We start from the raw sequence: 26,280 nt of genomic DNA on the forward strand, positions 1-26,280 counted from the left end.
TGTCTGCATGTAACAAGTGTAATGTTCTGATTCAATTTGGTGCGTTAACTCGTTGTCTTGCCATAAATTAATTCGAGTTAATGATTACTTAATGCGCTAATGAAATCAGCACCGGACATCGGTCGTCCATACAGATAACCTTGCAGAAAGTTGACGCCGTGGGCAGTGAGGTATGCACTTTGCTTTTCTGTCTCCACGCCTTCGGCAACGATGCCCAGGTCGAGCTTGGCCGAGAGTTCGATAATGGTCTCCAGAATGTGTCCAGAGAGCGCGTCGGCGCCGATCATGGCCACGAAACTTTGATCGATTTTCAGAAAATCGACGTTGAATTGCCGCAAATAGCCCAGGCTTGAATGCCCGGTGCCGAAGTCATCAATGGCAATCATCACACCCAGTTCGTGAAGCCGTTCGAACAGTTGATGGGTGATGGCGGTCGGCTCGATGAGTTCGCGTTCGGTCAGCTCCAGCACCAGGTTGACCGCACCGGGCGCGAATGCATCGAGAAACGCACGGCAATCGTTGACCAGTTCCAGATCTTTACAGTGGCTGGCGGTGATGTTTATGCCCACATGAAACGGTCCGTTGAATGAAGCCTGCACAGGCGCGAGTATGCGCGCCGTCTGCTGCATCAATGAGCGCGTCATCGGTACGATCAGTCCGGAGTGCTCGGCAAACGGAATGAACAAGTCCGGTCTCACCAGGCCTTCCCTCGGATGATTCCAGCGCATCAACACCTCGGCGCCGGACCACTTTTTATCGTCGCCATGCACGACGGGTTGAAAGTACGGAATGAACTCCGCCGCTTCCAGGGCGCGCTGCATTTCGTGGCTGGGTGAGGTCGCGCGCTTCTGCAGGATGTGCCCGATCGCACCCGAGACGATGCCAAAGAAAATCAGCAAGCTGAACAGTGGGGGATACTCGCTGCTCATGTAGCGCCAGGTTTCACCTTCGGGGAAACCGGCAGCCACAGTGAACGCATAGCGGCTGGAGCTGAGTTTGCTTTCGGCGACCGGCAGATCGGGAAGGGCGTCGCGGTGCACCTTGCCGTCGGCAGACAGCCAGTTTGGGCCGACCTGCAAGAGCAGGGAGGTTTTACGGCCGATCAAACGGAGCACATTGCTCAGGTGATAGCCGTCCAGCGTGGTCAACGCACCCTGTTTGCCTTCGCTGAGCCGATACACCAACAGAGACGTATTGGGCGTGACCGGATTGCCGTTCATCAGCCACAACTTTCCGTCGGTGTAATCACCCGGGTTGACCTGCTCTTGAAAGTCGCCGAACAACGAACTGCAATAAAGATCGTTGTCCCACACCAGATTGGTCGAGCGCACGAACGGGCGGCGAGTGACCTGCTCACGCAGCGCGAGTTTGACCTCTTCGCAACGTTGACCCGCCAGCGGCAGTAGTTCCCGCGCCGCTTGGGCAGTGTTATCGAGCATCAATTCAAATTGACGAACGGCCTCTTCGGCGGTGTGCTCGGTGCTCTGTTGAAGAGTACGCTGGGCTTGCATGTAAAGAATGGCGACCCCGAGTGCCATCGGGATCAAGCCGCTCAACACAGTGACAGCGATGCGGGCGCTGCGGTTGCGTCGGGATTTTACGCTCAGTGGCATTTGCGAAACCTGTGACGAATAAAGGGCTATCAAAATGCTGGCAGGTCAACGGCCTCCCAAAAAGAGTTCGATCAGCAGGCCATGATAGTTGGCCTTGACGGCTTGTGCTGCTTACGTGGGCAATTTTCGTGTGTGACGGGGCCTTGCGCCGGCCGCGAAAAGGGGGATTTCATACAGAAGACGGACAAACCTATTTACGCTGTGTAGAATCCGTTTACGCATATAAGAATAATCGTCTTCTGGCAGCAGAAGCCTCGCTCGTATCAGCCCTGGGTCGTCAATGAAGAGTTTCGGGTTTCAATTGATCTACGGTGACTTCCTCGCCCGCAGCGTGCGGGGCATCTCCTGCGCGCCACCCGCCGGTCTCAGCATTACTCGTTAGTAACGATTCGTTAATTGACAAGAAAAATGATGAGGCGCCAAACCATGGCAGATTTATACGAAAACCCGATGGGCCTGATGGGCTTTGAATTCATCGAATTCGCATCGCCAACTCCGAACACGCTGGAGCCGATCTTCGAGATCATGGGCTTCACCAAAGTCGCGACCCACCGTTCCAAAGCCGTGCACCTGTATCGTCAGGGCGCGATTAATCTGATCCTTAACAACGAACCTAACAGCGTCGCCTCATACTTCGCGGCCGAGCATGGCCCGTCGGTGTGCGGCATGGCGTTTCGCGTCAAGGATTCGCAACAGGCCTATAAACGTGCGCTGGAACTGGGCGCGCAACCGATCCATATCGAAACCGGTCCGATGGAGCTGAACCTGCCGGCGATCAAAGGCATTGGCGGCGCGCCGCTGTACCTGATCGACCGTTTTGGCGAAGGCAGCTCGATCTACGACATCGACTTCGTGTACCTCGAAGGTGTGGACCGCAACCCGGTTGGCGCTGGTTTGAAAATCATTGACCACCTGACCCACAATGTTTATCGCGGGCGCATGGCCTACTGGGCGAACTTCTACGAGAAGCTGTTCAACTTCCGTGAGATCCGCTACTTCGACATCAAAGGCGAGTACACCGGTCTCACGTCCAAAGCGATGACCGCGCCGGACGGTATGATCCGCATCCCGTTGAACGAAGAGTCGTCCAAAGGCGCGGGGCAGATCGAAGAGTTCCTGATGCAGTTCAACGGCGAGGGCATCCAGCACGTGGCTTTCCTGGCGGATGACCTGGTCAAAACCTGGGATCACCTGAAGAGCATCGGTATGCGCTTCATGACCGCGCCGCCAGAAACTTACTACGAAATGCTTGAAGGCCGTCTGCCGAATCACGGCGAGCCGGTTGATGAACTGCAATCGCGCGGCATTCTGCTGGACGGTTCTTCGGAATCGGGCGACCGTCGTTTGTTGCTGCAGATCTTCTCGGAAACCCTGATGGGGCCGGTGTTCTTCGAATTCATCCAGCGCAAAGGCGATGACGGGTTCGGTGAAGGCAACTTCAAGGCCCTGTTCGAATCGATCGAGCGGGATCAGGTTCGTCGGGGTGTGTTGTCCACTGACTAAACCTGTCGCATAAAAAAACCGGTCGCTGACCGGTTTTTTTTGGATCAAACAATCGCAGCTTATGGCCGTCGCTGTCGCATCAGATGCTTGAACCCCTCAAACACCAACACCACCACCGCCAGCCAGATCGGAATGTACGTCAGCCACTCGCCGGCTTTGATGCTCTCCCCGAGCAACAACGCCACGCAGAGCAGCAGCACCGGTTCGACATAGCTCAGCAAGCCAAACAGGCTGAACGGCAGCAGCCGGCTGGCGATGATGTAGATCACCAGCGCCGAGGCACTGATGACACCCAGCAGCGGGATCAGCAGTGACAGCCATGGGTATTGATCGAACACCGCAAAACCTTGCTCGCCGGTCTGCACGAACCAGAACGCGACGGGCAGCGTCAGGGCCATGTCCAGCCATAAGCCGCCGAGATTGTCTGTGGCCAGCCGCTTGCGCAGGATGAAATACGTCGGGTAGCCAACGCACACCAGCAACGTCGCCCACGAAAAACCACCGACCTGGTAGATCTCGTTGAGCACGCCAAGGCAGGCCAAAAATACCGCAACTTTCTGCAGATACGACAGACGCTCACCGTAAGCAACACGTCCGGTCAGGACCATGGTCAGCGGCAACAGAAAATAGCCCAGCGACACATCAAGGCTATAGCCGTTGAGCGGCGCCCACATGAACAGCCAGAGTTGCACACCGAGCAGGGCGGAAGAGGCGACCAGGCCGGCAATCAGTTTTGGCTTGGCACGCACATGCCTGACGATCTCGACCACCCGTTTCCATTCCCCGGACACCAGCATGAACGCGGTCATGCAGGGCACGGTCAAGAGCATTCGCCAGCCGAAAATTTCTACACCGCTCAGCGGCGTGAGCAGAGACGTGTAGTAATACATGACGGCAAACAACACCGAGGCTGACACCGAGAGAGCGATACCTTTAGACAAACTGTCCTCGCGAAGTAGAGTGTGAAACAAGGGGGGCGGAGGATACGTGGTTTTTGCCAACAGTATTGACCAGTGATCAATACGAAAACTGTGGGATGAGTCGAAGCATAGTTGAGTGATCGACATCAAACTCTGTGGGAGCGTGCGATGCGGCGACCCGACTTGCCCGCGATGCAGGCGCCGCGGTTCATCAGTCTGACCGCGTCGATGCCATCGCGGGCAAGCCACGCTCCCACAGTGACTGTGTGTGTTCCTCAGTTCTGGCGTGGTTGTCTGCCCGACACAAAATGGCTCACATCATTGAAACCCGGTGTAGACGCATGCCCCGGGGTCACCAGGGAATCGATAAACGCTTCATCGTCGGCCGTTATCTTCACCGTTTGCGCTTTAGTGTAGGCGTCCCACTGGGCTTCGGTACGCGGACCGACAATGGCCGAGGTCACAGCGCTGTTGTTCAGTACCCAGGCGATCGCGAACTCGACAATGCCCACGCCACGACCTTGCGTGTATTGCTGAATTTGTTGGGCAATGCGCAGCGATTCAACGCGCCATTCTGTTTCCAGAATGCGTTTATCGGCGCGGCCGGCGCGACTGTTGGCGTCCGGTTGCGCATCCGGCGCATATTTGCCGCTCAACACGCCGCGCGCCAGCGGGCTATATGGCACCACGCCCAGACCATAATTCTGGGCCGCGGTGATCTGTTCCGACTCTGCCTGGCGGTTGACGATGTTGTACAGCGGCTGACTGATCACCGGTCGGTCGATGCCCAGCTTGTCGGCCACACGAATCACCTCGGCGATGCGCCAGCCTCGGTAGTTCGACAGGCCCCAGTAACGAATCTTGCCCACGCGGATCAGGTCGCCCATGGCCGACACCGTCACTTCCAGCGGCGTGTTGTGATCTTCGCGGTGCAGGTAGTAGATATCGAGGTAGTCGGTGCCCAGGCGAGTCAAACTGGCGTCGATGCCGTTGAAAATGTGCTTGCGACTCAGGCCGCTGCGGTTCGGCACACCGTCGACGGGACCGAATCCCACTTTGGTGGCCAGCACCCATTCGTGGCGATTCCCGGCGATGGCTTCGCCGACGATTTCTTCCGAGCGGCCATTGGTATACACGTCAGCAGTGTCGATGAAATTGATGCCCTGGTCCCAGGCCTTGTCGATGATTCGCAGTGAATCTTCGGTGCTGGTCTGTTCGCCAAACATCATGGTGCCCAGGGTCAGGGTGGACACCTGCAAACCCGAATGACCCAGCGTGCGGTAGCTCATGACGAAATCCTTTTGCCAGTGGGAAAGGCTCAATCAGATACCACAACAGTCTGGCGAGGCAAATGAAAAAGATCGCAGCCTGCGGCACCTTGGTGATAAGGAGGCTCTCTCTTTATCATGATTTTTTGCGAGGCTAAGGGTAACGTTGATCGCTCTGAGCGTTTTGCGGCCACACCAGTGGACCGCATTCGTTGTGTCTGCGCGCGGGGTTTGCCGATCTGCTCTGTGCAAGTGAACAACCGCCAATTCGTCACGCTGCCAAGGATCAACCCTATGTTCGAACTCGATCACGACCTTGCCCAGGATATCGTCGACCGGGCAATGGCCATCCTGCCGTACAACGTCAATGTCATGGACAGCCAGGGCCTGATTCTGGGCAGTGGTGAACCGGAAAGAGTCAACACTCGCCACGAAGGCGCGCAGCTGGTGCTGGCCAACGGGCGAGTGGTGGAAATCGACGCGCAGACCGCGATCCATCTCAAAGGTGTTCAGCCGGGGATCAATCTGCCGCTGCTGCTTGATCAGCGTTTGATCGGCGTGCTTGGCATTACCGGCGACCCCGAGCAATTGCGCACTTATGCCGAGCTGGTTCGCATGACCGCGGAAATGCTGGTGGGCCAACGCAACCAGCAAGGCGAGCAGCAATGGCGGCGCCAGCGTTGCGCTGATCTGCTGGCATTGCTGATGACTGAGGCTAGCGATTCGCCGCGGCTGATCGATGAAGCGCAACAGCTCGGCCTCAAGCCGCAGCTTAACCGGGTGCCTTGTCTGTTCGAGCTGGGCATGGAACACGGACCGGGGCAAACCGTTGACGCTCTTGGCGCCTGGCTGACCAGCCGTTATCCGGACAGTTGGTGCGTGAGTTCCGCGAAGTCTTCATTGCTCTGGTGCCGACCGGCCAGCCAGGCGATTGAAAACGAACGGTTGCTGGAAAAGCTGGAAGGCCTTGGCTGGAATATTCTGCGCATTGCCGTGGGCGGGCAGGCCGAGGGCCTGGCGGGGTTGCGCCGTTGTTATCGGCAGGTGGCAGATCTGCTGGCGTATGGGCGCGACGTTTTGCCCGCATCACGATTGTTGACGCTGAGCCGCCATCAGCTACCCGTGTTGCTATGGCGGCACCGCGCTGATGATGCGCTGGACGAGCTGCTTAGCCCTTTGCGCAAAGTCATCGCCAGAGACGGTAACGGCCAGTTGCTGGCGACGTTGCGCAGATGGTGCGATCACGATGGCCAGAGCCAGGCTTGCGCCGATGCGCTGGGCATTCATCGCAACAGTCTGCGCTATCGCATGGAGCGCATCGCCGAGTTGAGCGGCGTCGATCCGCTGCGGCTCGACGGCATGCTCGCGCTGTACCTGGGCGTTCAACTGCTCCCGCACCACGAAGTCCCGGCGCTGTAGCAGGTAGCGAGGCCGCGAGGCTTATTTGTAGCAGCTGTCGAGCTTGCGAGGCTGCGTCCGGGCAGCGGGTTTGTCAGAATGAACAATAATCCTCTCTGCCGCTTGTGCAGCCGACCGGCGTTATTGTCCGGGGCAGATGGCAGCATGAAGGCATTGCCCAGCGGAGAATTCCCATGAAAATCGTCATCGCCCCCGATTCGTTCAAGGACAGCCTGAGTGCCCAGGCGGTGGCCGACGCCATCGCGTTGGGGTTGGCGGACGTCTGGCCCGATGCGCAGTTGATCAAGTGTCCGATGGCCGATGGCGGCGAAGGCACGATCGAGTCGGTGCTGGCGGCCTGCTCAGGCCAATTGCGTCGGGCCAGCGTTCGCGGGCCGTTGGGGGCTGCGGTGGATGCCGCTTGGGGCTGGTTGCCCGACAGCCACACGGCCATCATCGAAATGGCCGAGGCCAGCGGGCTGCAACTGGTCCCGACAGGGCAGCGGGATGCGTGCGTCAGCACTACGTTCGGCACCGGCGAGCTGATTCGTCAGGCGATGGATGCTGGAGCGCAGCGGGTGATCCTGGCGATTGGCGGCAGCGCCACCAATGACGGTGGCGCGGGTGCAATGCAAGCCCTGGGGGTGAAACTGCGAGATGCTCAGGATCAGGAATTGCCACCGGGCGGCCTGGCGTTGGCGCAATTGGCGCGGATCGATCTGAGTGAACTTGATCCGCGCCTCGCGCAGGTACGCTTCGACATTGCCGCTGACGTCGACAATCCACTGTGCGGCCGCCACGGCGCCTCAGCGATCTTCGGACCGCAGAAAGGCGCCACGCCGCAGCAGGTCGAGCAACTGGACAGCGCCCTCGGACACTTCGCCCAACACTGTGCCGGCGTCCTGGGCAAAGACGTCCGCGACGAGCCGGGCAGCGGCGCTGCAGGCGGCCTGGGGTTTGCGGCCAAGGCGTTTCTGGGGGCGCAGTTCAAGGCCGGGGTCGAGGTGGTGGCTGATCTGGTCGGTCTCGCTGAAGCGGTGATAGAGGCTGATCTGGTCATCACCGGCGAAGGTCGTTTCGACGCCCAGACCTTGCGCGGCAAAACGCCCTTCGGTGTCGCGCGGATTGCCCGGCACCAGCGGGTGCCGGTCATCGTCCTCGCTGGCACGCTGGGCGAGAATTATCAGGCTCTCTATAAGCATGGCATCGACGCCGCATTCGCGCTGGCCAGCGGGCCGATGACGCTGGAGCAAGCGTGCGCCGAGGCGCCACGGTTGTTGCGAGAGCGAGCCACCGATATCGCCCGGGTCTGGCGGCTGGCCACGCGCAACACCTGATCAAATTTGAGTGGATGGGAGCGATACGCCCGCAATGATGGGGGAGAGCGTAGCAGCGGACGCAGCCTCGCAGGCTCGGCAGCTGCTACAGATCAGGACGCAGCTGCTACAGACTCAAATATATTTTCGCGGGTGCACGCGGGAATTCTTAACACCAGCCGATACAGCTAACAGGCGCACCCACCTTCTTACATCAGTGCCGCCAAACTGAACCGGGTGCCGCAAACCCGGCCATTCAGTCACCTCGGCAAGGACGCTCGCCGTTTCATCATCCGAGTATCGTCCTATGTCCCTGCGTAATCTGAACATCGCGCCCCGAGCATTTCTGGGTTTTGCCTTTATTGCTTTGCTGGTGGTCGTCCTGGGCATGTTCGCTGCGAGCCGTATGACGATCATCCACAAGGCTTCCATGGACATGGGCGCGACACAGCTGCCCAGCGTCGGATTCCTCGGCAACATGACCGAAAATGTCCTGCGTATGCGCATTCTTTCGTTCCGGGTGCTGGTCAACCGTGATCCGGCCGCGTTGCAGGAAGCTCAGGCACGAATTGCCGTTCTCGTCGACAAGCTCCGCAGTGCGCAGGCCAGTTATGCGGCGCTGCCGGCTCAGCCGGAAGAGATCGCGCTGTACAAGACATTCACCGCGACCCTCGACAGCTACATGCAAGCGCAAACGCAAATGTTAGAGTTGTCGCGGCAGGGCAATCTCGATGAAATGCGCAGCCTGATCAATACGCGGATCAAGGACGGCACCGACCAAATGGGCGAGCAGCTCAACAAACTGGTGGCACTCAATACGCTTTACGCGAAGGGCGCCCTGGCGCAGGCGGGCGAAGAATACCGCAACGCCATTACCGGCATCATTGTTGTGTCTGTTGTTGCCGCATTGATGACCGTATTGTTGGCCTGGTTGCTGACTCGAAGCATCGTCACGCCATTGAATCGCGCGCTGACAGCCGCGCAAACCATCGCGAGCGGCAATCTGAGTAAAGTCATCGAGGTCGACGGCAAGGATGAACCGGCGCGTTTGCTTGGCGCCTTGTCCGCCATGCAGGACAACTTGCGCAAGACCATCGAACAAATCGCCGGTTCCGCCACTCAGTTGGGGGCCGCAGCCGAGGAACTCAGCGCGGTGACCGAAGAAGCATCCCGCGGGCTGCAACAACAGAATAACGAGATCGAACAGGCCGCGACCGCCGTCAACGAGATGACGGCGGCCGTGGAAGAGGTCGCGCGCAATGCGGTTTCGACTTCGCAAGCCTCGAACCATTCGACCCAGGTGGCACGTGATGGACGTGATCGAGTGGTGGAAACCGTCGACGCTATTCAGACCATGACCCATGACGTGCAGAACACCTCCCTGATGATCGAAGGCCTGGCTGCTCAGGGGCGCGATATCGGCAAAGTGCTGGACGTGATCCGCGCCATCGCCGAGCAGACCAACCTGTTGGCCCTCAACGCTGCCATCGAAGCGGCGCGTGCCGGGGAAGCCGGTCGTGGTTTTGCCGTAGTGGCGGACGAGGTGCGGGCGTTGGCCCATCGGACGGCGCAATCGACTCAGGAAATCGAGAAGATGGTCGCCGGCATCCAGAACGGCACCGGTGAAGCGGTCTCCTCGATGCAGCAAAGCAATCATCGCACTCAGAGTACTTTGGAGATGGCCCGTGCCGCTGGCGTGGCCCTGGATCAGATCACTCAATCGATCCAGCTGATCAATGAGCGCAACCTGGTGATCGCCAGCGCTTCGGAAGAACAGGCGCAAGTATCCCGTGAAGTCGACCGCAATCTGGTGAATATCCGCGACCTGGCCACGCAGTCCGCCGCTGGCGCCAACCAGACCAGCGCAGCCACGCATGAACTGTCGCGCCTGGCTGTAGATTTGAACGCGATGGTGGCGCGATTCGTGATTTGAGATAGGGTTGAGACTGGATCCCGCGCGACAGGAGAAGTAAATGCGCTATTCAGCCTTGACCCAACGAATCGCCGGTGACGGAGCGGCGGCCTGGCAGATTCATTATCGAGCGCTGGAATTGCGCGAGCAGGGCGTCGACGTGCTGTTGCTGTCGGTGGGTGATCCGGATTTCGACACCCCCCGACCCATCGTCCAGGCCTGCGTCGACAGCCTGCTGGCGGGTGACACGCATTATCCTGACGTGCGCGGGATTCGCGGATTGCGCGACAGCATCGTCAACCGCTATCGACGGCACTGCGGCCAGGTGCTGGAGGCCGATCAGGTGATCGTCGTACCCGGCGCTCAGTGCGGCGTCTATTCGGTCGCGCAATGCCTGTTGAATCCAGGTGATGAAGTCATCGTCGCCGAGCCGATGTACGTGACGTATGAAGGCGTGTTCGGCGCCATCGGGGCGAAAGTGGTGCCCGTGGCGGTGCGTCCGGAGAACGGCTTTCGCATCGATCCGGCAGACGTCGCGGCGCAGATCACGGCCAAAACTCGCGTCATCGTGCTCAACAGTCCGAATAATCCTTCTGGTGCGAGTTTGTCATTGATGATCTGGCAGCAGTTGGCAGCGCTGTGCATTCATCACGACCTGTGGCTGATCAGTGACGAGGTTTACAGCGAGCTTTTGTACGAGGGCCACCACATCAGTCCGGCCAGTTTGCCCGGCATGGCCGAGCGCACGGCGACCATCAACAGCCTGTCCAAATCCCACGCCATGAGCGGTTGGCGGGTGGGCTGGGTGCTGGGGCCGAAAACGTTGATCGACCATCTGGAGCACCTGTCGCTGTGCATGTTGTTTGGCATTCCGGAATTTGTCCAAAAAGCGGCACAGGCGGCGCTGGAAAGTGATCTGCCGGAAGTGGCGCTGATGCGCGATGAGTATCGTCAGAGGCGTGACCTGGTGTGCGCGAGCCTGAGCCGCTGCCCGGGCATTCGACCGATTCGGCCTGATGGCGGGATGTTCGTGATGGTTGATATTCGCCAGACCGGGCTCTGTGCGCAGCGATTCGCCGAACGTTTGCTGGACGGATATGGCGTCTCGGTGCTGGCGGGCGAAGCCTTCGGCCCGAGCGCGGCGGGGCATATCCGTATTGGTTTGGTGGTGAGCCAATTGAAACTGGCCGACGCCTGCCGGCGGATTGCGTTGTGCGCAGGGGATCTTATCGAAGGGCGGCGCGCCTGAAGATTTTATGGTGTGTGTGTTGGCTTCATCGCGAGCAAGCTTGATCCTACAGAGGGTTTTGCGGTGTTCACAATATATGTGTTCAACGCCAAGACCCTGTGGGAGCGCGGCCTGCCCGCGAAGACTGGCTGACAGGTGCTGAATTCCTTAGCCTTGCCACGCGTCTGTATTCACCAGATTCTGTGGCCGTTCACCCGCCAGCGCCGCCAGCAGATTGTCCACCGCACACGCTGCCATCGCCTCCCGAGTCTCATGGGTCGCCGAGCCGATATGTGGTGTCGCTACCACGTTGTGCGTTTGCAGCAATGGCGAGTCAGAGCCAAGCGGTTCACGCTCGAACACATCCAGCCCCGCCGCGCGAATTTGCCCCGCACGCAACGCATCGACCATCGCCGCTTCGTCCACCACTTTGCCTCGAGAGATATTGATGAAAATCGTCTCCGGGCGCATCTGCGCAAATTGTTCTGCACCGATCAGCCGTTCGGTTTCAGCGGTCAGCGGTAATGTCAGGCAGACAAAATCCGCTTCTTGCAACAACGCCGCCAAGCTGCGGTATTGCGCATCGAACCGCTGTTCCACCGCCGGTTTTGGCGAGTGGCTGTGATAGATGATCGGCATGCCAAACCCGAAATGCCCACGCTGAGCCAAAGCCTCACCGATACGCCCCATGCCGATGATGCCGAGGGTTTTGCCGTGCACGTCGGTGCCGAAGTGCGCCGGGCCGACATTACGCGTCCATTCGCCGGCGCGAACTATGTTGGCCAGTTCCACCACCCGCCGGGCTGTCGTCAGGATCAGCGCAAAACCGGTGTCGGCGGTGGTTTCAGTGAGTACGTCCGGCGTGTTGCTGAGCAGGATCCGGCGCTCGGTCAGGTAGTCGATGTCGTAGTTGTCGACGCCTACCGAAACGCTGGCAATCGCTTGCAGATGCGGCGCCAGATCCAGCAGCGCGGCGTCGAGTTTGAGGCTGGCCCCGAGTAACCCGTGAGCACGGGGCAGGGCGTCGTGTAGTTGCGCCAGGCCGGCGGCGTCGAGGCTCTCGATCAGCGTGACCTCGGCCTGCTGCTGCAATCGAGCCATCAGCGGCGGCGAGAGTTTTTTGTACAACACAACGTGCTTTTTCATCGTCGTCATCTCAACTTCAATTCAGGAATGAGTTGCCATCGGCTGTTGCCCAACCGGTTTGGCAACGACCCGGTCACTGGCGCCGGGCTTGAGGAAAATCGTCAGCACCACGGACAGCATCAGCGCGCCGCTCATTAACAGATAGGATGCTCCGGGCGAACCGGTGGAGCTGTTCAAATAGCCGACCAGATACGAACCGCCAAACGAACCGAGTGCGCCCATGCTGTTGATTAGCGCCATCGCGCCCCCCGCAACGTTGGCTGGAAGAATCTCCGGCACAATCGCGAAGAACGGCCCGTAAGGCGCGTACATGCAAGCACCGGCAATCACCAGCAAGGTGTACGACCACCAGAAATGTTCGGCACCGAGGGCGTAGGAACCGTAAAAAGCTATAGAAGCAATCAGCAATGGCGGCCAGACAAAGCGTTTACGTTTCTGCAGTTTGTCCGAGCCCCAAGAGACCAGCAGCATGGCGATCACTGCGGCCAGGTAAGGCAATGCCGAGAGCCAACCCGCTTCAACCATGTCCATCTGCGCGCCAGCCTTGAGGATCGATGGCAACCACAGCACAAAACCATAAACACCGATGCTCCAGCAGAAAAACTGCAGCGCCAGAATAATCACCTTCGGCGAGCGAAACGCTTCGGCGTAGTTCTTTACCGCTTTCATACCAACCTGTTCGGCGGCGAGGGCGCTTTCCAGGTCATGCTTTTCCTCATCGCTCAGCCACTTCGCTTGGGACGGTCGATCATCCGCGAGGCGCCACCAGATGAACGCCCAGAATACCGCCGGCAAACCTTCGATGATGAACATCCAGCGCCAGCTGTAATGCTGCACCAGATAGCCAGACACCACTGACATCCAGAGCATGGTCACCGGGTTGCCGAGGATCAGGAAGGTGTTGGCCCGCGAGCGTTCGGCACGGGTGAACCAGTGGCAGAGGTAGACCAGCATCGCCGGCATGACCGCGGCTTCGACCACGCCGAGCATGAAGCGGATGACGATCAGCCAGTAGGCGCTGGAGACCACCCCGGTCAATGTCGCGAGGCCGCCCCAGAGAATCAGGCTGACGAAAATCAGCTTCTTCACGCTGTGCCTTTGCGCATAGATCGCGCCCGGCACCTGGAAGAAAAAGTAGCCAAGGAAGAACAGCGCGCCGAGCAAAGAAGACATCCCGGGTGTGATCATCAGGTCGTCGGCCATGCCGGAGGCGGCGGCGAACCCGTAGTTGGCGCGATCCAGATACGCCAGGCTGTAGGTGACGAACACGATGGGCATGATGTACCACCAGCGGCGGGCGGCGAGTGTTGCAGTTTTCATGAGGGTGCTCCTGAGCTTGTTGTTTTTGTCGCAGCAGGTAACGGTTAAAGATCTTCAGTGACTGGGCGGGCCTCATCGCGAGCAGGCTCGCTCCCACAGGGATTGTCTAAGCTCTGCAGATCCGCTGTAGGACATGGGCGGTGTGAACACCGCAAATCTCCTGTGGGAGCGAGCCTGCTCGCGATGGCGGCCTCGAATTCGACGGACATCTGCGACCGGCTCGGCAACCCCTCCATGTCCCCACGACTCTGCACCGCGCGGCTGCCAATCCAGTTGGCACGCTCCACGGCGTCGGCAAAGCTGAGGTTTTCCAGCAGTGCGCTGATCATCCCTACCGCAAAACCATCACCGGCACCTACAGTGTCCACTACCTTTTCCACCGCTACGCCGGCCACAAAACCAGCGTGCAGATGAGTCCGGTAATAAGCACCGTGCGGGCCGAGCTTGATCGCCACGGCCTCAGCGCCCTTGTCCAGATAAAACGCGGCGATGTCAGCGGGGTCGTCCAAACCGGTGAGCAGTTGTCCTTCGCTCAACCCTGGCAACACCCAGTGGGCGAGGGCCGCAAAACGGTTTATCTCGGTGATCATTTGCTGCGTACTGGCCCACAGGTTCGGGCGCAGGTTGGGGTCGAAAGACACGCTGCGCCCGGCCTCACGCATGCGCGTCATCAATTCAAAAGACATTTCCCGAGCCGTCGCAGACAGCGCCGGTGGAATGCCGGTGGCGTGCAAATGCCGAGCCTTGAGCAGCTCGGGCATGATCGACTGCGCTGACAAATGGCTCGCCGCCGACCCGCGGCGGAAATATTCAACCAGCGGATCGCTGCCATCGTCGGCGCGGGATTTCATCTGGAAACCAGTCGGGTGTGTCGGGTCGATGGCGACATAGCTGCAATCCACGCCTTCCTTTTGCAGCGTATCGATCACAAAACGGCCGAGAGAATCATCACCGACCCGACTCAACCACGTCACGTTGAAACCCAGCCGTGACAGGCCGATCGCGACGTTGCTGTCCGCTCCGGCAATGCGCTTGTGGAAGTGGTCGACGTGGGCCAGGTCGCCGTTGTAGTCAGCAACGAACATCGCCATGGTTTCGCCGAACGAGAGGATATCGATCTCAGACATCAACACTCTCCAGTCGGGTTTGGCCAAGGCGGGCGAGGGTGGCGACATGCTCAGTCGTGAGTTGTACAAGGTCGTCCCCCTGCAGCGGATACTCAGCTGCACGCATCACGCCCTGAGGCATGTGGCGCAGCAGTTGTTCCCACTCATGCAGATCGCTCACAGCGGGCGGTGTGGCGACCAGTTTGCCGTCGGCGCGGCGCTGAACGGCTTTACAGTGCACGTAGCCGACGTGACGACCCAACAGGCGCGCGGCGCTGGCGGCCGGTTGGTCCTGCCAGTGCCAGTTGCCGATGTCGAAGGTCATTTTGATCGGCAAACCGTGCTGCTCGACTTCGGCGAAAAAGCGCTGGAACGGTTCGATGCGACCGCCGTGCAAGGTCTGGTCGTTTTCCACCAGCAGTTGCACCGGGCTTTTGCTGAGTACCTGGCTCAAGGTTTGAAGGTCGCTGTTATCCGTGAAGTACCCGAGCGAGACCTTAAGCCATCTGGACCCGAAAGCCTCGGCGCGTTGCAGTGCGTTGATCAGTTCGGGATTGGGTCTGGTTTGACCGGCCAGCCACAGCTCCAGCGGCGACGAAAACACGCTTTGCAGATTCTGGCCCTCGGTGGCTTTCGCGAGCTGAGCGGGATCTTCGACCGTCAGCAATTCTTCGCGCCATTCGATGCGGGTGGCGCCGGCGCTCGCCAGCGTTTCGATGAACGAGCCTTGGCCGCGTTGGCGGACAAGGTCGGCGCCGTAGCTCGACAGGCTGATGGAGACAGGTGGTTTTTTCATTTGTTATCGACCTCTGAAACCGGTTTCATTTTTGTTCAAAAAAATAGATTCGTGTGTTTCGCGGGCCATCACATTCACCGGAGATTCCCAAGGGTCGAACCCCTGACAACCAACCGCGCCGCAAAATCCAGAGTCCGCACCGGCCCGTCATCCCCGCGCAAGCGCTTAAGCAAACACTCAAACGCACGCCCGCCGATCTCGGCCGTCGGCTGCGCCAGTGCGGTGATGCCACTGCCCACCAACGGGTACCAATCCAGATCATCCAGAGCGATCAGCCCGACATCGTCAAACAGCTTGCACCCCAGCTCGCGCAGGGCATGAGTGCTGGCCAGCGCCGCGATACCGTTCGCGCAGAACAGTGCTTTCTGACCAGGGCCGGGAGATTTTAGAAACGTATTGAGGTTCGCGGTCAGTTCGCTGCCGGTCTCTACGATGGCGCCGCGCAGGGTAGAACGCTGCGCGATTTGCTGCTTAAAACTGCTGACCCGCTCGATGCGTGAACTCGTGCCGTCGAAGGGCTCAGTCACCAGCATCACATCGCGATAGCCGCGTTCTTCGAGGTGGTCGAGTGCGATGGCGATGGCCGCCGGGTTGTCCAGCCCGACCATGTCACTGTCGAACTGCTCGACCTTGCGGTCCACCAGCACCAAAGGCATCTCCCGCTGCAGTTCCTGCAATTCATCGCGATGGTGCCCGAGGGTGTTCACGATCAGCCCTTCGATATTGTATGAGCGCAGCAGGGCGAGGTGCTGGCGTTCCTGCTCGTCATCACGGTCGGTGTTGCACACCACCAGGCTGTAACCGTGCTGACGGCAAGCGGTTTCCACCCCGTGCATCACGGCGATCGAATAGGGATTGCGGATGTCAGCGACCAGCATGCCGATCAGGCGGGTTCTGCCACGTTTCAGACCACGAGCCATCTGGTTGGGGCGGTAGCCGAGTTCGGCAATCGACTGCTCGATGCGCAAGGCAATCGCGTCGGACAACAGGGCTCTATCATCGCCGATGAATCTCGACACGCTGGCCTTGGAGACCTTGGCGTGTTCGGCCACGTCAAGCATGGTTACGCGGCTGCGCTGGGCGGCGGAGAAATCGTTCACAGGCTGAAACCTTCTTATTGGATTTATAAGGTTTGGTGCGTTGCACTGAAACCGGTTTCAGAAGACACCAGAAACGTACCTTGCGTCAACCCTCAGGTGAAATTGCAAACGCCTCAAGCCGACGGATGGCTCTCATATTCCCACGGTCGACCACGCCGAAATCAGCAGCAACAGCGCCATGCACCGGTTGAAGCGTCGCATCGCCTTGGGCGAACGCAGCCACCGCGCCGACCCGGCGCCCAGCAGCGCCCATACACCCAGGCACGGCAGGGAGATCAGAAAAAACGCCAATGACAAAATCAACACATGGTTGAAACGCTGCTCACCGCTGCTTGCAAATACACTGACCACGGCCAGCGCCATCATCCAGGTTTTTGGGTTGATCAGTTGCAGGCTGGCGGCCCCCACCAATCCAAGCCGTGCCTGCGTGTCTCCGGGGGCGAGCGCTTCAGCTGGCGCAGTGAAAATCTGCCATGCCAGGTAACTCAGCCACAGCACGCCAATCCACTGCATTGTCGTCTGCAGCATCGGCGAGGATGTCAGTGTCGAACCGGCGCCGGCACCCACCAGCAGCACCAGTATCGCGGCACTGGCACAGGCACCAAAAATAATTGGCAGGGTGGCAGTCAAGCCGTAGCGAGCGCTGTTGCTCAACACCAGAACGTTGGTCGGGCCGGGCGTGATCGAGGCTACGAAGGCGAACAGCGCGAAGGGCAGTAACGTCGGTAAGCTGGATGACATGGTGGGCAACTCCAGAGAAGATCGCTTATCTTCTCTGTCCCGCTGTCATGCGTCTGGAAGATTTGAGCAGCGCCTGCGATACAACGCCGGCGTCAAGCCGTAGGCCCGCACGAACCAGCGGCCCAGATGGCTCTGATCGGCAAAACCCAGAGCCATCGCCACTGCTGCTGGCTGTTCACCACGAGCCAACTGGCGACGTGCCTTGGCCAGGCGCAATTGCACCAGATAAGCGTGCGGCGCGATGCCAAAAGCAGCCTTGAACGCCCGAGTCAGCCGATAGCGGTCGACGCCGGTCGCAACGCTCAGATGATCCAGCCCGATGTCTTCCTGGAAGTGCGCATGCAAAAACGCGCGGGCCTGTTGCGCCACGCGTGGCAGACGCGGGTCTTCGCCGTATCGAGCGCGCCAATGTACGTGGGCAGTCAGGCGCTCGAGCAAGCCATCCAGGGCGGTCTGGCGCACAATTTTCAGTTCGCCGCGGTGCAGTGTCTGAAACGCCTGGTGGGTGGCATGGGCCAGACGCACGTCGCCGGTCAGGGTGTGGGCAAAACTTAGTTGAGTATTGTCAGGGGCGTTGTCGAATACCTCGCTCAGCTCGCGTTTCAACCACTCTGGATCGAGGTACAGCATTCGGTAAGTGAAGCCATCTTCCGTCGGCGCTTCCCCATCGTGGATCTCGCCTGGCTCAAGCAGGAACACTTCGCCCGGTGTGCTCTGGTGTTTGGCCCGACGACAATTGAATTGCTGAACCCCTTGCTCGGTAACGCCCACCAGAAAACTGTCATGCCAGTGCGGGTCGTAGGCGTGACCTTCAAAATGCGCGCGCAACGTCTCAATGCCGGTGTCGGCGTCCTGGGCGAGGTCGATCCAGTTATGAGTCGTCATGGTGCACCTGTGGGACGGAGGTCCGGGACAGTTAACGCTGGTAGCCAGCGCCTGCCTAGAACATTTGTGCAGGCGTCAGTTGAACAGCCCGGCAGCGATATTGATCGAGAACCCGAGTATCGCCGTGTTGAAGAGAAATCCGATCAGCGATTGCGCCAGCACAATCTTGCGCAGATCCCGGGTAGCCACCCCGACATCGGAGGTTTGCACGGCTGCGCTGATGGTGAACGAAAAATACAGAAAGTCCCAATAGTTGGGCGTTTTCAGGCCCTCGGCGAAACGCAACGCTGGGTCTTTGCCACCCCACGTGTAAAAAAGACGGGCGTAATGCACGCTGAAGATCACCCCGATCAGCAGCCACGAGCCGATCACGGTGAAGGCGGTAAATCCGTAATGCAGCAGTTTGCTGGTGCTTTCCAGGTCTTTGCTGCCCGCCAGTTCGAAGGTGATGGTCGCCAGGCTGGCGATCGCCGCGAAGCACACCACGAACAGCACCAGCCCGGCGTTTTCATCCTCGACCTCGGCGATCCGTTTAACGTCCGGTGCCTTGGCTCGTGCGCTGAGCCAGAACATCAACAGCAGGTAGGTCCATACGCCGGCATTCCAGCCGAAGAGGATTTTGCTGATGATTGAATCGGTTGGGGTAAGAATCCCCACCGCGACACCGAGTGTGGCGGCAGCGGACAGGCGAGGGTGGGTGCGGGCGAGGTGGGGCATGGGGACTCACTATGGCGGCGGGTCTGTGCACCATAGCGCACGCCACTGGGCTTTGCGTAGCGGCTGTGTATGAGCTGTGTAGGAGCTGTCGAGTGAAACGAGGCTGCGATCTTTTGAACTTGGGGTCGCAGAAGCAAGATCAAAAGATCGCAGCCTCGTTTCACTCGTCAGCTCCTACGGAGGGGATTTATCCCATACCGGTGGGTCAGGGCTGTGTGTGGCGCTTACGCACCAGTTTCATCACCACCACAAAAAACACCGGCACAAACACCACGGCCAAGGTCGCCGTGATCATCCCGCCGATCACCCCGGTGCCGATGGCTTGCTGACTTGCCGAACTCGCGCCCGTTGCAATCGCCAGCGGCACGACGCCCAGAATGAACGCCAGAGACGTCATGACAATTGGCCGCAGACGTAAGCGCGCCGCTTGTAACGTGGCGTCGATCAGGTCGTGCCCTTCGTCGTACAGGCTCTTGGCGAACTCGATGATCAGGATCGCGTTCTTCGCCGACAACCCGATGATGGTGATCAGCCCGACCTTGAAGAACACGTCGTTGGGCATGCCGCGCAAACTCACGGCCAACACCGCACCGAGCACACCCAGCGGCACCACCAGCAACACCGAGGTCGGGATCGACCAACTCTCGTACAGCGCCGCCAGGCACAAAAACACGATCAGCAACGACAAGCCGAGCAGGATCGGTGCCTGACTGCCGGACAAGCGCTCCTGCAACGACAGCCCGGTCCATTCCTGACCCAGACCTGCCGGCCCCAGTGCGACCAGTCGCTCGATTTCCGCCATGGCTTCACCGGTGCTGTAACCCGGTTTCGGCTCGCCGGAAATGCTGATCGCCGGGTAGCCGTTGTAACGGGTCAGTTGCGCCGGCCCCTGAGTCCATTTCGCCTCAACGAAAGCGGACAGCGGCACCATCTTTCCGGCATCGTTGCGCACGTTGATCTTCAACAGGTCAGCAACCTGACTGCGTTGATCGCCTTCAGCCTGTACCACCACCCGTTGCATCCGTCCCTGATTGGGAAAGTCGTTGATGTAAGCAGACCCTATCGCTGTGGACAGCACATTACCGATGTCGGCGAACGACACACCCAGAGCATTCGCCTGTTTGCGGTCGACTTCCAGCTGCACTTGCGGCGCTTCAGCCAAGGCGCTTTCACGCACGTTCATCAGGATCGGGCTGCTCTCGGCGGCTTCGAGCAATTCGCTTCGGGCCTTCATCAATGTCGCATGTCCAAGGCCGCCACGGTCTTGCAGGCGAAACTCGAAACCGCTGGAGGTCCCGAGGCCGTCCACCGGTGGCGGCAGGACCGAGAACGCCGCGGCATCCTTGATCTGACTGAAGGCGATATTGGCGCGGTCGGCGATCGAGCTGGCCGAGTCGTCGCTGTCGCGATCTGACCAGTCTTTCAATGTAGTAAAGGCCAATGCCGCGTTCTGCCCGCTGCCGGAGAAGCTGAAACCAAGGATGACCGTGCTGTCACCGACACCGGGTTCGGTCGCGTTGTGCGCCTCGATCTGCTTGACCACCTGCACCGTGCGGTTCTGGCTCGCGCCGGGCGGCAGTTGAATGTCGGTGATCGTGTAACCCTGATCTTCCACCGGCAAAAAAGAAGACGGCAGGAGACTGAAGCACCAACCCAATGCGATCAGCAACACGCCATAGATCAGCAGATAGCGGCCGCTGCGTTTGAGCGCATAGGCTACCCAACCCGAGTAACGCTCGGTGAGTTGCTCGAAGCGCCGGTTGAACCAGCCGAAAAACCCGCCCCTGGCGTGATGCTCGCCTTTGGCAATGGGCTTGAGCAACGTCGCGCACAATGCCGGGGTGAGGGTAAGCGCGAGAAACGCCGAGAACAGAATCGACGTCGCCATCGACAACGAGAACTGGCGGTAGATCACGCCGACCGAACCCTGCATGAATGCCATCGGGATAAACACCGCGACCAGCACCAGGGTGATGCCGATGATCGCCCCGGTGATCTGCTTCATGGCTTTGCGCGTCGCGTCCTTGGGTGACAGGCCTTCGGTGACCATGATCCGTTCGACGTTTTCCACCACCACGATGGCGTCGTCCACCAGAATGCCGATGGCCAGCACCATGCCGAACATGGTCAGCACGTTGACCGAGAAGCCTAGCGCCAGCATGGTCGCGAAGGTGCCCATCAGGGCCACCGGAACCACCAGTGTTGGGATCAGCGTGTAGCGGATGTTCTGCAAAAACAGAAACATTACCGCGAACACCAGCACCATTGCCTCGAGCAGGGTGTAAACCACTTTGGTGATCGAGACCTTGACGAAAGGCGAGGTGTCGTAAGGGATCTTGTATTCGACGTTGGCCGGGAAGTAGCGCGCCAGATCATCCATCTTCGCCCGGACCAGCGTGGCGGTGCTCAGCGCATTGGCGCCCGGCGAAAGTTGTACGCCGACCGCGGTCGAAGGCTTGCCGTTCAGGCGTGTGCCGAACTGATAATCCTGACTGCCGATTTCAACTCGCGCCACATCGCGAATGCGCACGGTGGAGCCGTCGGGATTGGCCTTGAGCACGATGTCGGCAAATTCTTCCGGCGTCGATAGCTGCCCATTGACCAGGATTGTCGCGGTGATTTCCTGGGTGCTGCGCGTCGGCAAATCGCCGATGCTGCCGGCCGAAACCTGCGCGTTCTGCGCGACGATGGCGGCATTCACGTCGGCCGGCGTCAGGTTGAAACCGAGCAGTTTCTGCGGATCGATCCAGATGCGCATGGCCCGCTCGGCGCCGTACAACTGCGCCTTACCGACGCCGTCCAGACGCTTGATCTCGTTCATCACGTTGCGCGCCAGATAATCACTGAGCGCGACATCGTCGAGCTTGCCGTCACTGGACGTCAGAGTGATCAGCAGCAAAAATCCGGCGGAAACTTTTTCCACCTGCAAACCTTGCTGGTTGACTGCTTGCGGCAGACGGGACTCGACCACTTTCAGGCGGTTCTGTACGTCGACCTGGGCCATCTCTGGGTTGGTGCCCGGCTGAAACGTGGCCTTGATCGTCGCGCTGCCGAGGCTGCTCTGGGATTCGAAATACAGCAGATGATCGGCACCGTTTAGCTCTTCCTCGATCAGGCTGACCACGCTCTCGTCAACGGTCTGCGCCGAGGCGCCGGGGTACACGGCATAGATTTCGATCTGCGGCGGCGCAACGTCGGGGTACTGCGCCACGGGCAACTGCGGAATCGCCAGCGCGCCGGCCAGCAGAATGAACAGCGCAACCACCCAGGCGAATACCGGGCGGTCGATAAAGAACTGCGGCATAAAAAGCGTCCTGCTTACTGACCAGAAGCCTGGGCAAGTGGAAGAGGGGTGTCGTCGATCTGCACTTTCTCGCCGGGTTTGGCGTGTTGCAGGCCTTCGGTGACGATGCGGTCGCCGGGCTTCAGCCCGCCGGTGACGATCCAGCGATCGTTCTGCACGGCGCCCAGTTCGACGGGCTGCAGGCCGACGCGTTGATCCGCATCGAGCAGCAGCACTTGCGCGATGCCCGCGCTGTCACGCTGGATGGCCCGTTGCGGCACGCTGATACCGTGCTGATCGACCGCCTGTTCCAGCCGCACGCGCACGAAACTGCCGGGTAGCAGGTCGAGGTCCGGGTTGGGGAATTCGCTGCGCAAGATGATCTGGCCGGTACCGGGATCCACCGTGATATCGGTAAACAGCAGCTTGCCCGGCAGCGGATAGAGACTGCCATCGTCCTGAATCAGCGTGGCTTTAGCCTCGCCCCGGCCGACTTCTTTCAACTGACCGGAGCGAAACGCGCGGCGCAAGTCGTTGAGTTCGCGGGTCGATTGGGTGAGGTCGGCATGGATCGGGTCGAGCTGCTGAATCAGCGCCAGCGGCGTAGTCTCGTTTTGCCCGACCAGCGCACCTTCGGTGACCAGTGCACGCCCGATGCGTCCGGCAATCGGAGCGGTGACCGTGGCATAGCCGAGGTTGAGTTTCGCCCGGTCGACGGCAGCTTTGTTGGCGGCGACTTCAGCGGCCGTTTGCCGAACCGCGGCACGGGCGTTGTCGTAATCCTGACCGCTGATGGCGTTGCCTTCGACCAGTTGCGCATAACGCTGCTCTTGCAGGCGCGCCTGAAACGCATTGGCCTCGGCTTTGCGCAAGTCCGCTTCGGCGCTGTCCAGGTCAGCCTTGAACGGTGCCGGATCGATGCGGAACAGCACGTCACCTTTTTTCACGTCGGTGCCTTCGCGGAAGACCCGCTGCAGGACCACGCCGGCCACGCGCGCGCGCACTTCGGCAATGCGCGGCGCGGCAATCCGCCCGCTCAGTTCACTGCTGATCGACAGTGGCCGGGCGGACAAGGTCTCGATGCGCACGCTGGCCAACGGCGCCGCTTCCTCGGCGGTCGTGGCCTTGTCACATGCACCCAGCGTCAACGCCAATGCAATCAGGCTGAGCCTGGCGAGCAGATTGTTCGACATGAATTACCCCACTAATGATCCCCGGCATCCTACGGGGAGGCGACGAGAGTAGCGGTGAAGCTTTGTAGTTGCTGTGTGAAATTGTGTAAGGGTTTTACGCAGGAAGGCAGGAGGGCGTATATCCTTCAGGTCTTGAAATTTTTGCGCCTGTCCGGCCGCTTTCGCGAGCAAGCCCGCTCCCACATTTGATCTCCGGTGTGTCAACCATTTCCGGAACATCGCCAATCCCATGTGGGAGCGGGCTTGCCGCGAAAGCGGTGGCACATACGCCACCGCACCTTCTGGAAACACCCCATGCCCAACATCCTCCTGGTCGAAGACGACTCCGCACTCTCAGAACTGATCGCCAGTTATCTGGAGCGCAACGGCTATAGCGTCAGCGTGATCAGCCGTGGCGATCAGGTGCGCGAGCGAGCGCGGGCCAATCCTCCGGATCTGGTGATCCTCGACCTGATGCTGCCGGGGCTGGACGGTCTGCAAGTGTGCCGCTTGCTGCGCGCCGATTCGGCAGCGCTGCCAATCCTGATGCTCACCGCCCGTGACGATAGCCACGATCAGGTGCTGGGTCTGGAAATGGGCGCCGATGATTACGTCAGCAAACCTTGTGAACCGCGGGTTTTGCTGGCCAGGGTGCGCACTTTGCTGCGTCGCAGCAGCCTCAGCGAACCGCAGAGCGCCAACGACCGCATTCTGATGGGCAACCTGTGCATCGACCTGTCCGAGCGCACCGTGACCTGGCGCCAGCAACCGGTCGAACTGTCGAGTGGCGAATACAACTTGCTGGTGGTGTTGGCCCGGCACGCGGGTGAGGTGCTCAGCCGCGACCAGATTCTGCAACGCCTGCGCGGCATTGAATTCAACGGCACCGACCGCTCGGTGGACGTGGCGATTTCCAAGCTGCGGCGCAAGTTCGACGACCACGCCGGCGAAGCGCGCAAGATCAAAACGGTGTGGGGCAAAGGGTATTTGTTCAGCCGCTCTGAATGGGAATGCTGAGCCCATGTTCAGACTGCTGTTTCGCCTGTACCTGGTGACGATCGTTTCCTATAGCGCCGCGATTTACCTGGTGCCCGAGGTGGTGATCAAACTCTTCCATGAGCGTTTTGTTACCTACAACCTCGACTATTCGCGAGGGCTGCAAACGCTCATCGTCAAGCAGTTCCACGCGGTGCCGCAGGCGCAGTGGCCGGCGCTGGCAGCGCAAATGGACAAAGAATTTCAGCCCCTGCACATCGTTCTGGCAGGTACTGACGACGAGCAATTCACCCCGGTGGAACAGCAGCGTTTGCGCCGCGGCGAAAATGTGGTGCGAATCGGAGACTGGGGCTGGCGGACGCTGGCAGTCACGCCCTTGAACGAGCAGACCGTGGTGCAAATGGTGGTTCCACCGGACCCGATGGATGTGGACCTGTTGTACTGGAGCATCAACGTGCTGATCGGCGCCACGTTGCTCGCCTGTCTGTTGCTGTGGTTGCGCCCGCACTGGCGTGATCTGGAAAAGCTCAAAGGCACTGCAGAGCGCTTCGGCAAGGGTCACTTAAGCGAGCGAACGCAGATCCCTGCGCATTCCAACATTGGCAGTCTGGCGCATGTGTTCGACACCATGGCCAGCGACATCGAACACCTGCTCAACCAGCAGCGCGACCTGCTGAATGCGGTTTCCCACGAACTGCGCACACCGCTGACCCGTCTGGATTTCGGCTTGGCTCTGGCACTGTCGGACGATTTGCCGGCCACAAGTCGCGAACGTCTGCAGGGGCTGGTGGCGCATATCCGCGAACTCGACGAGCTGGTGCTCGAATTGCTGTCGTACAGCCGTTTGCAAAATCCGGCGTGGGTTCCTGAACAGGTCGAGGTTTCGCTGGACGAATTTGTCGACAGCATTCTTGGCAGCGTTGACGAGGAGCTGAGTTCGCCGGACATCGTGATCGATGTGTTGCTGAACGGTCAGCTTGCGCGCTTCAGCCTCGACCCACGTCTGACGGCGCGGGCGATCCAGAACCTGCTGCGCAACGCGATGCGCTATTGCGAAACTCGCATCCAGATCAGCGTGCAAGTCAGCGGGAAGGGGTGCGAGATCTGGGTCGATGACGACGGGATCGGCATACCGGAGGATGAGCGTGAGCGCATCTTCGAGCCGTTTTATCGGCTGGATCGCAGCCGTGATCGCGCCACGGGCGGATTCGGCCTGGGCCTCGCCATCAGCCGCCGCGCCCTCGAAGCGCAAAACGGAACACTGACCGTCGAACCGTCTCCCTTGGGGGGCGCACGCTTCCGTCTGTGGCTTCCCTCCCCCGCCTGACGTTTCTGAATACCGACCTCCGCCCGACGCAAATCCCCGTAGCAGCTGCCGAGCACCGCGAGGCTGCGTCGGCCGCGCTGCGGTTTCTGGGCCGGTTGGTAACCACGCAACCCCTGACGCAGCCTCGCGGTGCTCGGCAGCTGCTACGGGGGCGGTGGCGGTGGCAGTGGTGGGATCTATATCGTGCGAGACAGGTGCGAGACCAGACTGCTGTTTTGCATCAGGCAGCGCTGGGATTTACTGTCCCAGACCTGGCCTTTGGGGCAATTGGCTTTTTCCGGCTCTTCTTTCTGTTTGTCGCTGGTAGCGAGCGCCATAGAGCTTGAAAGTGCGACGGCCAGCAGAAGTGGCGTGCCGAATATAGCGAAACGAATGTTCATGACGGATGCTCCACGCAGTGTTGCATTACAGTCGAATCATGCCCCGACTGCGCTGATGCACAATTCGGGGTGATCACTGTTGGGACATCGCCATGGTCAGGAAGGTCGAACGGATGTGAACAGTCCGGTCGAATCGGAGGCGGCGGCCATTCG

21 protein-coding genes are annotated in these 26,280 nt (G+C 59.9%); 7 read left to right on the forward strand and 14 right to left on the reverse strand.

What is annotated here, in order from left to right; translation table 11 throughout:
- Positions 1–77 precede the first annotated feature (77 nt).
- Positions 78–1,613: an EAL domain-containing protein gene (locus tag DU29_RS0101235; RefSeq protein WP_028620048.1), complete on the reverse strand. Its 1,536-nt coding sequence runs from the start codon at positions 1,611–1,613 to the stop codon at positions 78–80.
- Positions 1,614–2,039: 426 nt separating this feature from the next.
- On the opposite strand from DU29_RS0101235, the gene hppD reads away from it, so the two are divergent.
- Positions 2,040–3,116, forward strand: coding sequence for a 4-hydroxyphenylpyruvate dioxygenase (gene hppD, locus DU29_RS0101240; RefSeq protein ID WP_028620049.1), 1,077 nt, complete (start codon positions 2,040–2,042; stop codon positions 3,114–3,116).
- A gap of 59 nt (positions 3,117–3,175) precedes the next feature.
- On the opposite strand, the gene rarD is transcribed toward hppD, so the two are convergent.
- Together rarD and DU29_RS0101250 are read right to left on the reverse strand one after the other, a co-directional pair.
- A complete protein-coding gene (gene rarD, locus DU29_RS0101245) occupies positions 3,176–4,057 on the reverse strand; it encodes an EamA family transporter RarD (RefSeq protein WP_028620050.1) in 882 nt (293 codons plus the stop codon).
- A 254-nt stretch (positions 4,058–4,311) separates the two neighbouring features.
- Positions 4,312–5,325 carry an aldo/keto reductase gene (locus DU29_RS0101250; RefSeq protein ID WP_028620051.1) on the reverse strand — a complete coding sequence of 338 codons (1,014 nt, stop codon included), beginning with the start codon at positions 5,323–5,325 and terminating at the stop codon, positions 4,312–4,314.
- Positions 5,326–5,598: 273 nt separating this feature from the next.
- Between DU29_RS0101250 and DU29_RS0101255 the strand changes: the two genes are divergently transcribed.
- The 4 genes from DU29_RS0101255 to DU29_RS0101270 all read left to right on the forward strand — a co-directional run bounded on the left by DU29_RS0101255 (position 5,599) and on the right by DU29_RS0101270 (position 11,179).
- Entirely contained in the window at positions 5,599–6,723 is a 1,125-nt protein-coding gene (locus DU29_RS0101255; RefSeq protein ID WP_028620052.1) for a sugar diacid recognition domain-containing protein, read from the forward strand.
- Between the two features lie 173 nt (positions 6,724–6,896).
- Positions 6,897–8,039, forward strand: a complete 1,143-nt coding sequence (locus tag DU29_RS0101260) for a glycerate kinase (protein ID WP_028620053.1) — start codon at positions 6,897–6,899, stop codon at positions 8,037–8,039.
- A gap of 286 nt (positions 8,040–8,325) precedes the next feature.
- Positions 8,326–9,951 carry a methyl-accepting chemotaxis protein gene (locus DU29_RS0101265; protein WP_028620054.1) on the forward strand — a complete coding sequence of 542 codons (1,626 nt, stop codon included), beginning with the start codon at positions 8,326–8,328 and terminating at the stop codon, positions 9,949–9,951.
- Positions 9,952–9,991: 40 nt separating this feature from the next.
- A complete protein-coding gene (locus tag DU29_RS0101270; protein ID WP_028620055.1) occupies positions 9,992–11,179 on the forward strand; it encodes a pyridoxal phosphate-dependent aminotransferase in 1,188 nt (395 codons plus the stop codon).
- A 147-nt stretch (positions 11,180–11,326) separates the two neighbouring features.
- Here DU29_RS0101270 and DU29_RS0101275 read toward each other — a convergent pair whose 3' ends face one another.
- The 10 genes from DU29_RS0101275 to DU29_RS0101320 form a co-directional block, all read right to left on the reverse strand.
- Positions 11,327–12,304 carry an NAD(P)-dependent oxidoreductase gene (locus DU29_RS0101275; RefSeq protein ID WP_028620056.1) on the reverse strand — a complete coding sequence of 326 codons (978 nt, stop codon included), beginning with the start codon at positions 12,302–12,304 and terminating at the stop codon, positions 11,327–11,329.
- A 21-nt stretch (positions 12,305–12,325) separates the two neighbouring features.
- Positions 12,326–13,624 (reverse strand): MFS transporter, encoded by a 1,299-nt coding sequence (locus DU29_RS0101280; RefSeq protein ID WP_028620057.1) that lies wholly within the window; start codon positions 13,622–13,624, stop codon positions 12,326–12,328.
- Positions 13,625–13,668: 44 nt separating this feature from the next.
- The gene (locus DU29_RS0101285; RefSeq protein ID WP_028620058.1) at positions 13,669–14,751 is read right to left on the reverse strand and encodes a sugar kinase; all 1,083 of its coding nucleotides are present in this window, start codon (positions 14,749–14,751) and stop codon (positions 13,669–13,671) included.
- On the reverse strand, positions 14,744–15,526 hold the full coding sequence (locus DU29_RS0101290; protein WP_028620059.1) for a sugar phosphate isomerase/epimerase family protein: 783 nt from the start codon (positions 15,524–15,526) through the stop codon (positions 14,744–14,746). The genes DU29_RS0101285 and DU29_RS0101290 overlap by 8 nt, the downstream gene beginning before the upstream one ends.
- A 74-nt stretch (positions 15,527–15,600) precedes the next feature.
- On the reverse strand, positions 15,601–16,626 hold the full coding sequence (locus DU29_RS0101295) for a LacI family DNA-binding transcriptional regulator (protein ID WP_028620060.1): 1,026 nt from the start codon (positions 16,624–16,626) through the stop codon (positions 15,601–15,603).
- A 132-nt stretch (positions 16,627–16,758) separates the two neighbouring features.
- Positions 16,759–17,367 carry a LysE family translocator gene (locus tag DU29_RS0101300; protein WP_028620061.1) on the reverse strand — a complete coding sequence of 203 codons (609 nt, stop codon included), beginning with the start codon at positions 17,365–17,367 and terminating at the stop codon, positions 16,759–16,761.
- A gap of 45 nt (positions 17,368–17,412) precedes the next feature.
- Positions 17,413–18,252, reverse strand: coding sequence for an AraC family transcriptional regulator (locus DU29_RS0101305; protein ID WP_028620062.1), 840 nt, complete (start codon positions 18,250–18,252; stop codon positions 17,413–17,415).
- Between the two features lie 75 nt (positions 18,253–18,327).
- Positions 18,328–18,969, reverse strand: a complete 642-nt coding sequence (locus tag DU29_RS0101310) for a DUF1345 domain-containing protein (protein WP_028620063.1) — start codon at positions 18,967–18,969, stop codon at positions 18,328–18,330.
- Between the two features lie 205 nt (positions 18,970–19,174).
- Entirely contained in the window at positions 19,175–22,273 is a 3,099-nt protein-coding gene (locus DU29_RS0101315; protein ID WP_028620064.1) for an efflux RND transporter permease subunit, read from the reverse strand.
- A 14-nt stretch (positions 22,274–22,287) separates the two neighbouring features.
- On the reverse strand, positions 22,288–23,445 hold the full coding sequence (locus DU29_RS0101320; protein ID WP_028620065.1) for an efflux RND transporter periplasmic adaptor subunit: 1,158 nt from the start codon (positions 23,443–23,445) through the stop codon (positions 22,288–22,290).
- A 294-nt stretch (positions 23,446–23,739) separates the two neighbouring features.
- Here DU29_RS0101320 and DU29_RS0101325 point away from each other — a divergent pair, with 294 nt between their 5' ends.
- Positions 23,740–24,441, forward strand: coding sequence for a response regulator transcription factor (locus DU29_RS0101325; protein WP_028620066.1), 702 nt, complete (start codon positions 23,740–23,742; stop codon positions 24,439–24,441).
- A 4-nt stretch (positions 24,442–24,445) separates the two neighbouring features.
- Positions 24,446–25,747 (forward strand): ATP-binding protein, encoded by a 1,302-nt coding sequence (locus tag DU29_RS0101330; RefSeq protein ID WP_028620067.1) that lies wholly within the window; start codon positions 24,446–24,448, stop codon positions 25,745–25,747.
- A gap of 176 nt (positions 25,748–25,923) precedes the next feature.
- Here the strand turns inward: DU29_RS0101330 and DU29_RS01000000129335 are convergent, their stop codons facing one another.
- On the reverse strand, positions 25,924–26,127 hold the full coding sequence (locus DU29_RS01000000129335) for a hypothetical protein (protein ID WP_236645560.1): 204 nt from the start codon (positions 26,125–26,127) through the stop codon (positions 25,924–25,926).
- Positions 26,128–26,280 lie beyond the last annotated feature (153 nt).

Origin of the sequence: Pseudomonas sp. Ant30-3, from assembly GCF_000690905.1 — a bacterium.
Taxonomy (GTDB): Bacteria; Pseudomonadota; Gammaproteobacteria; order Pseudomonadales; family Pseudomonadaceae; genus Aquipseudomonas.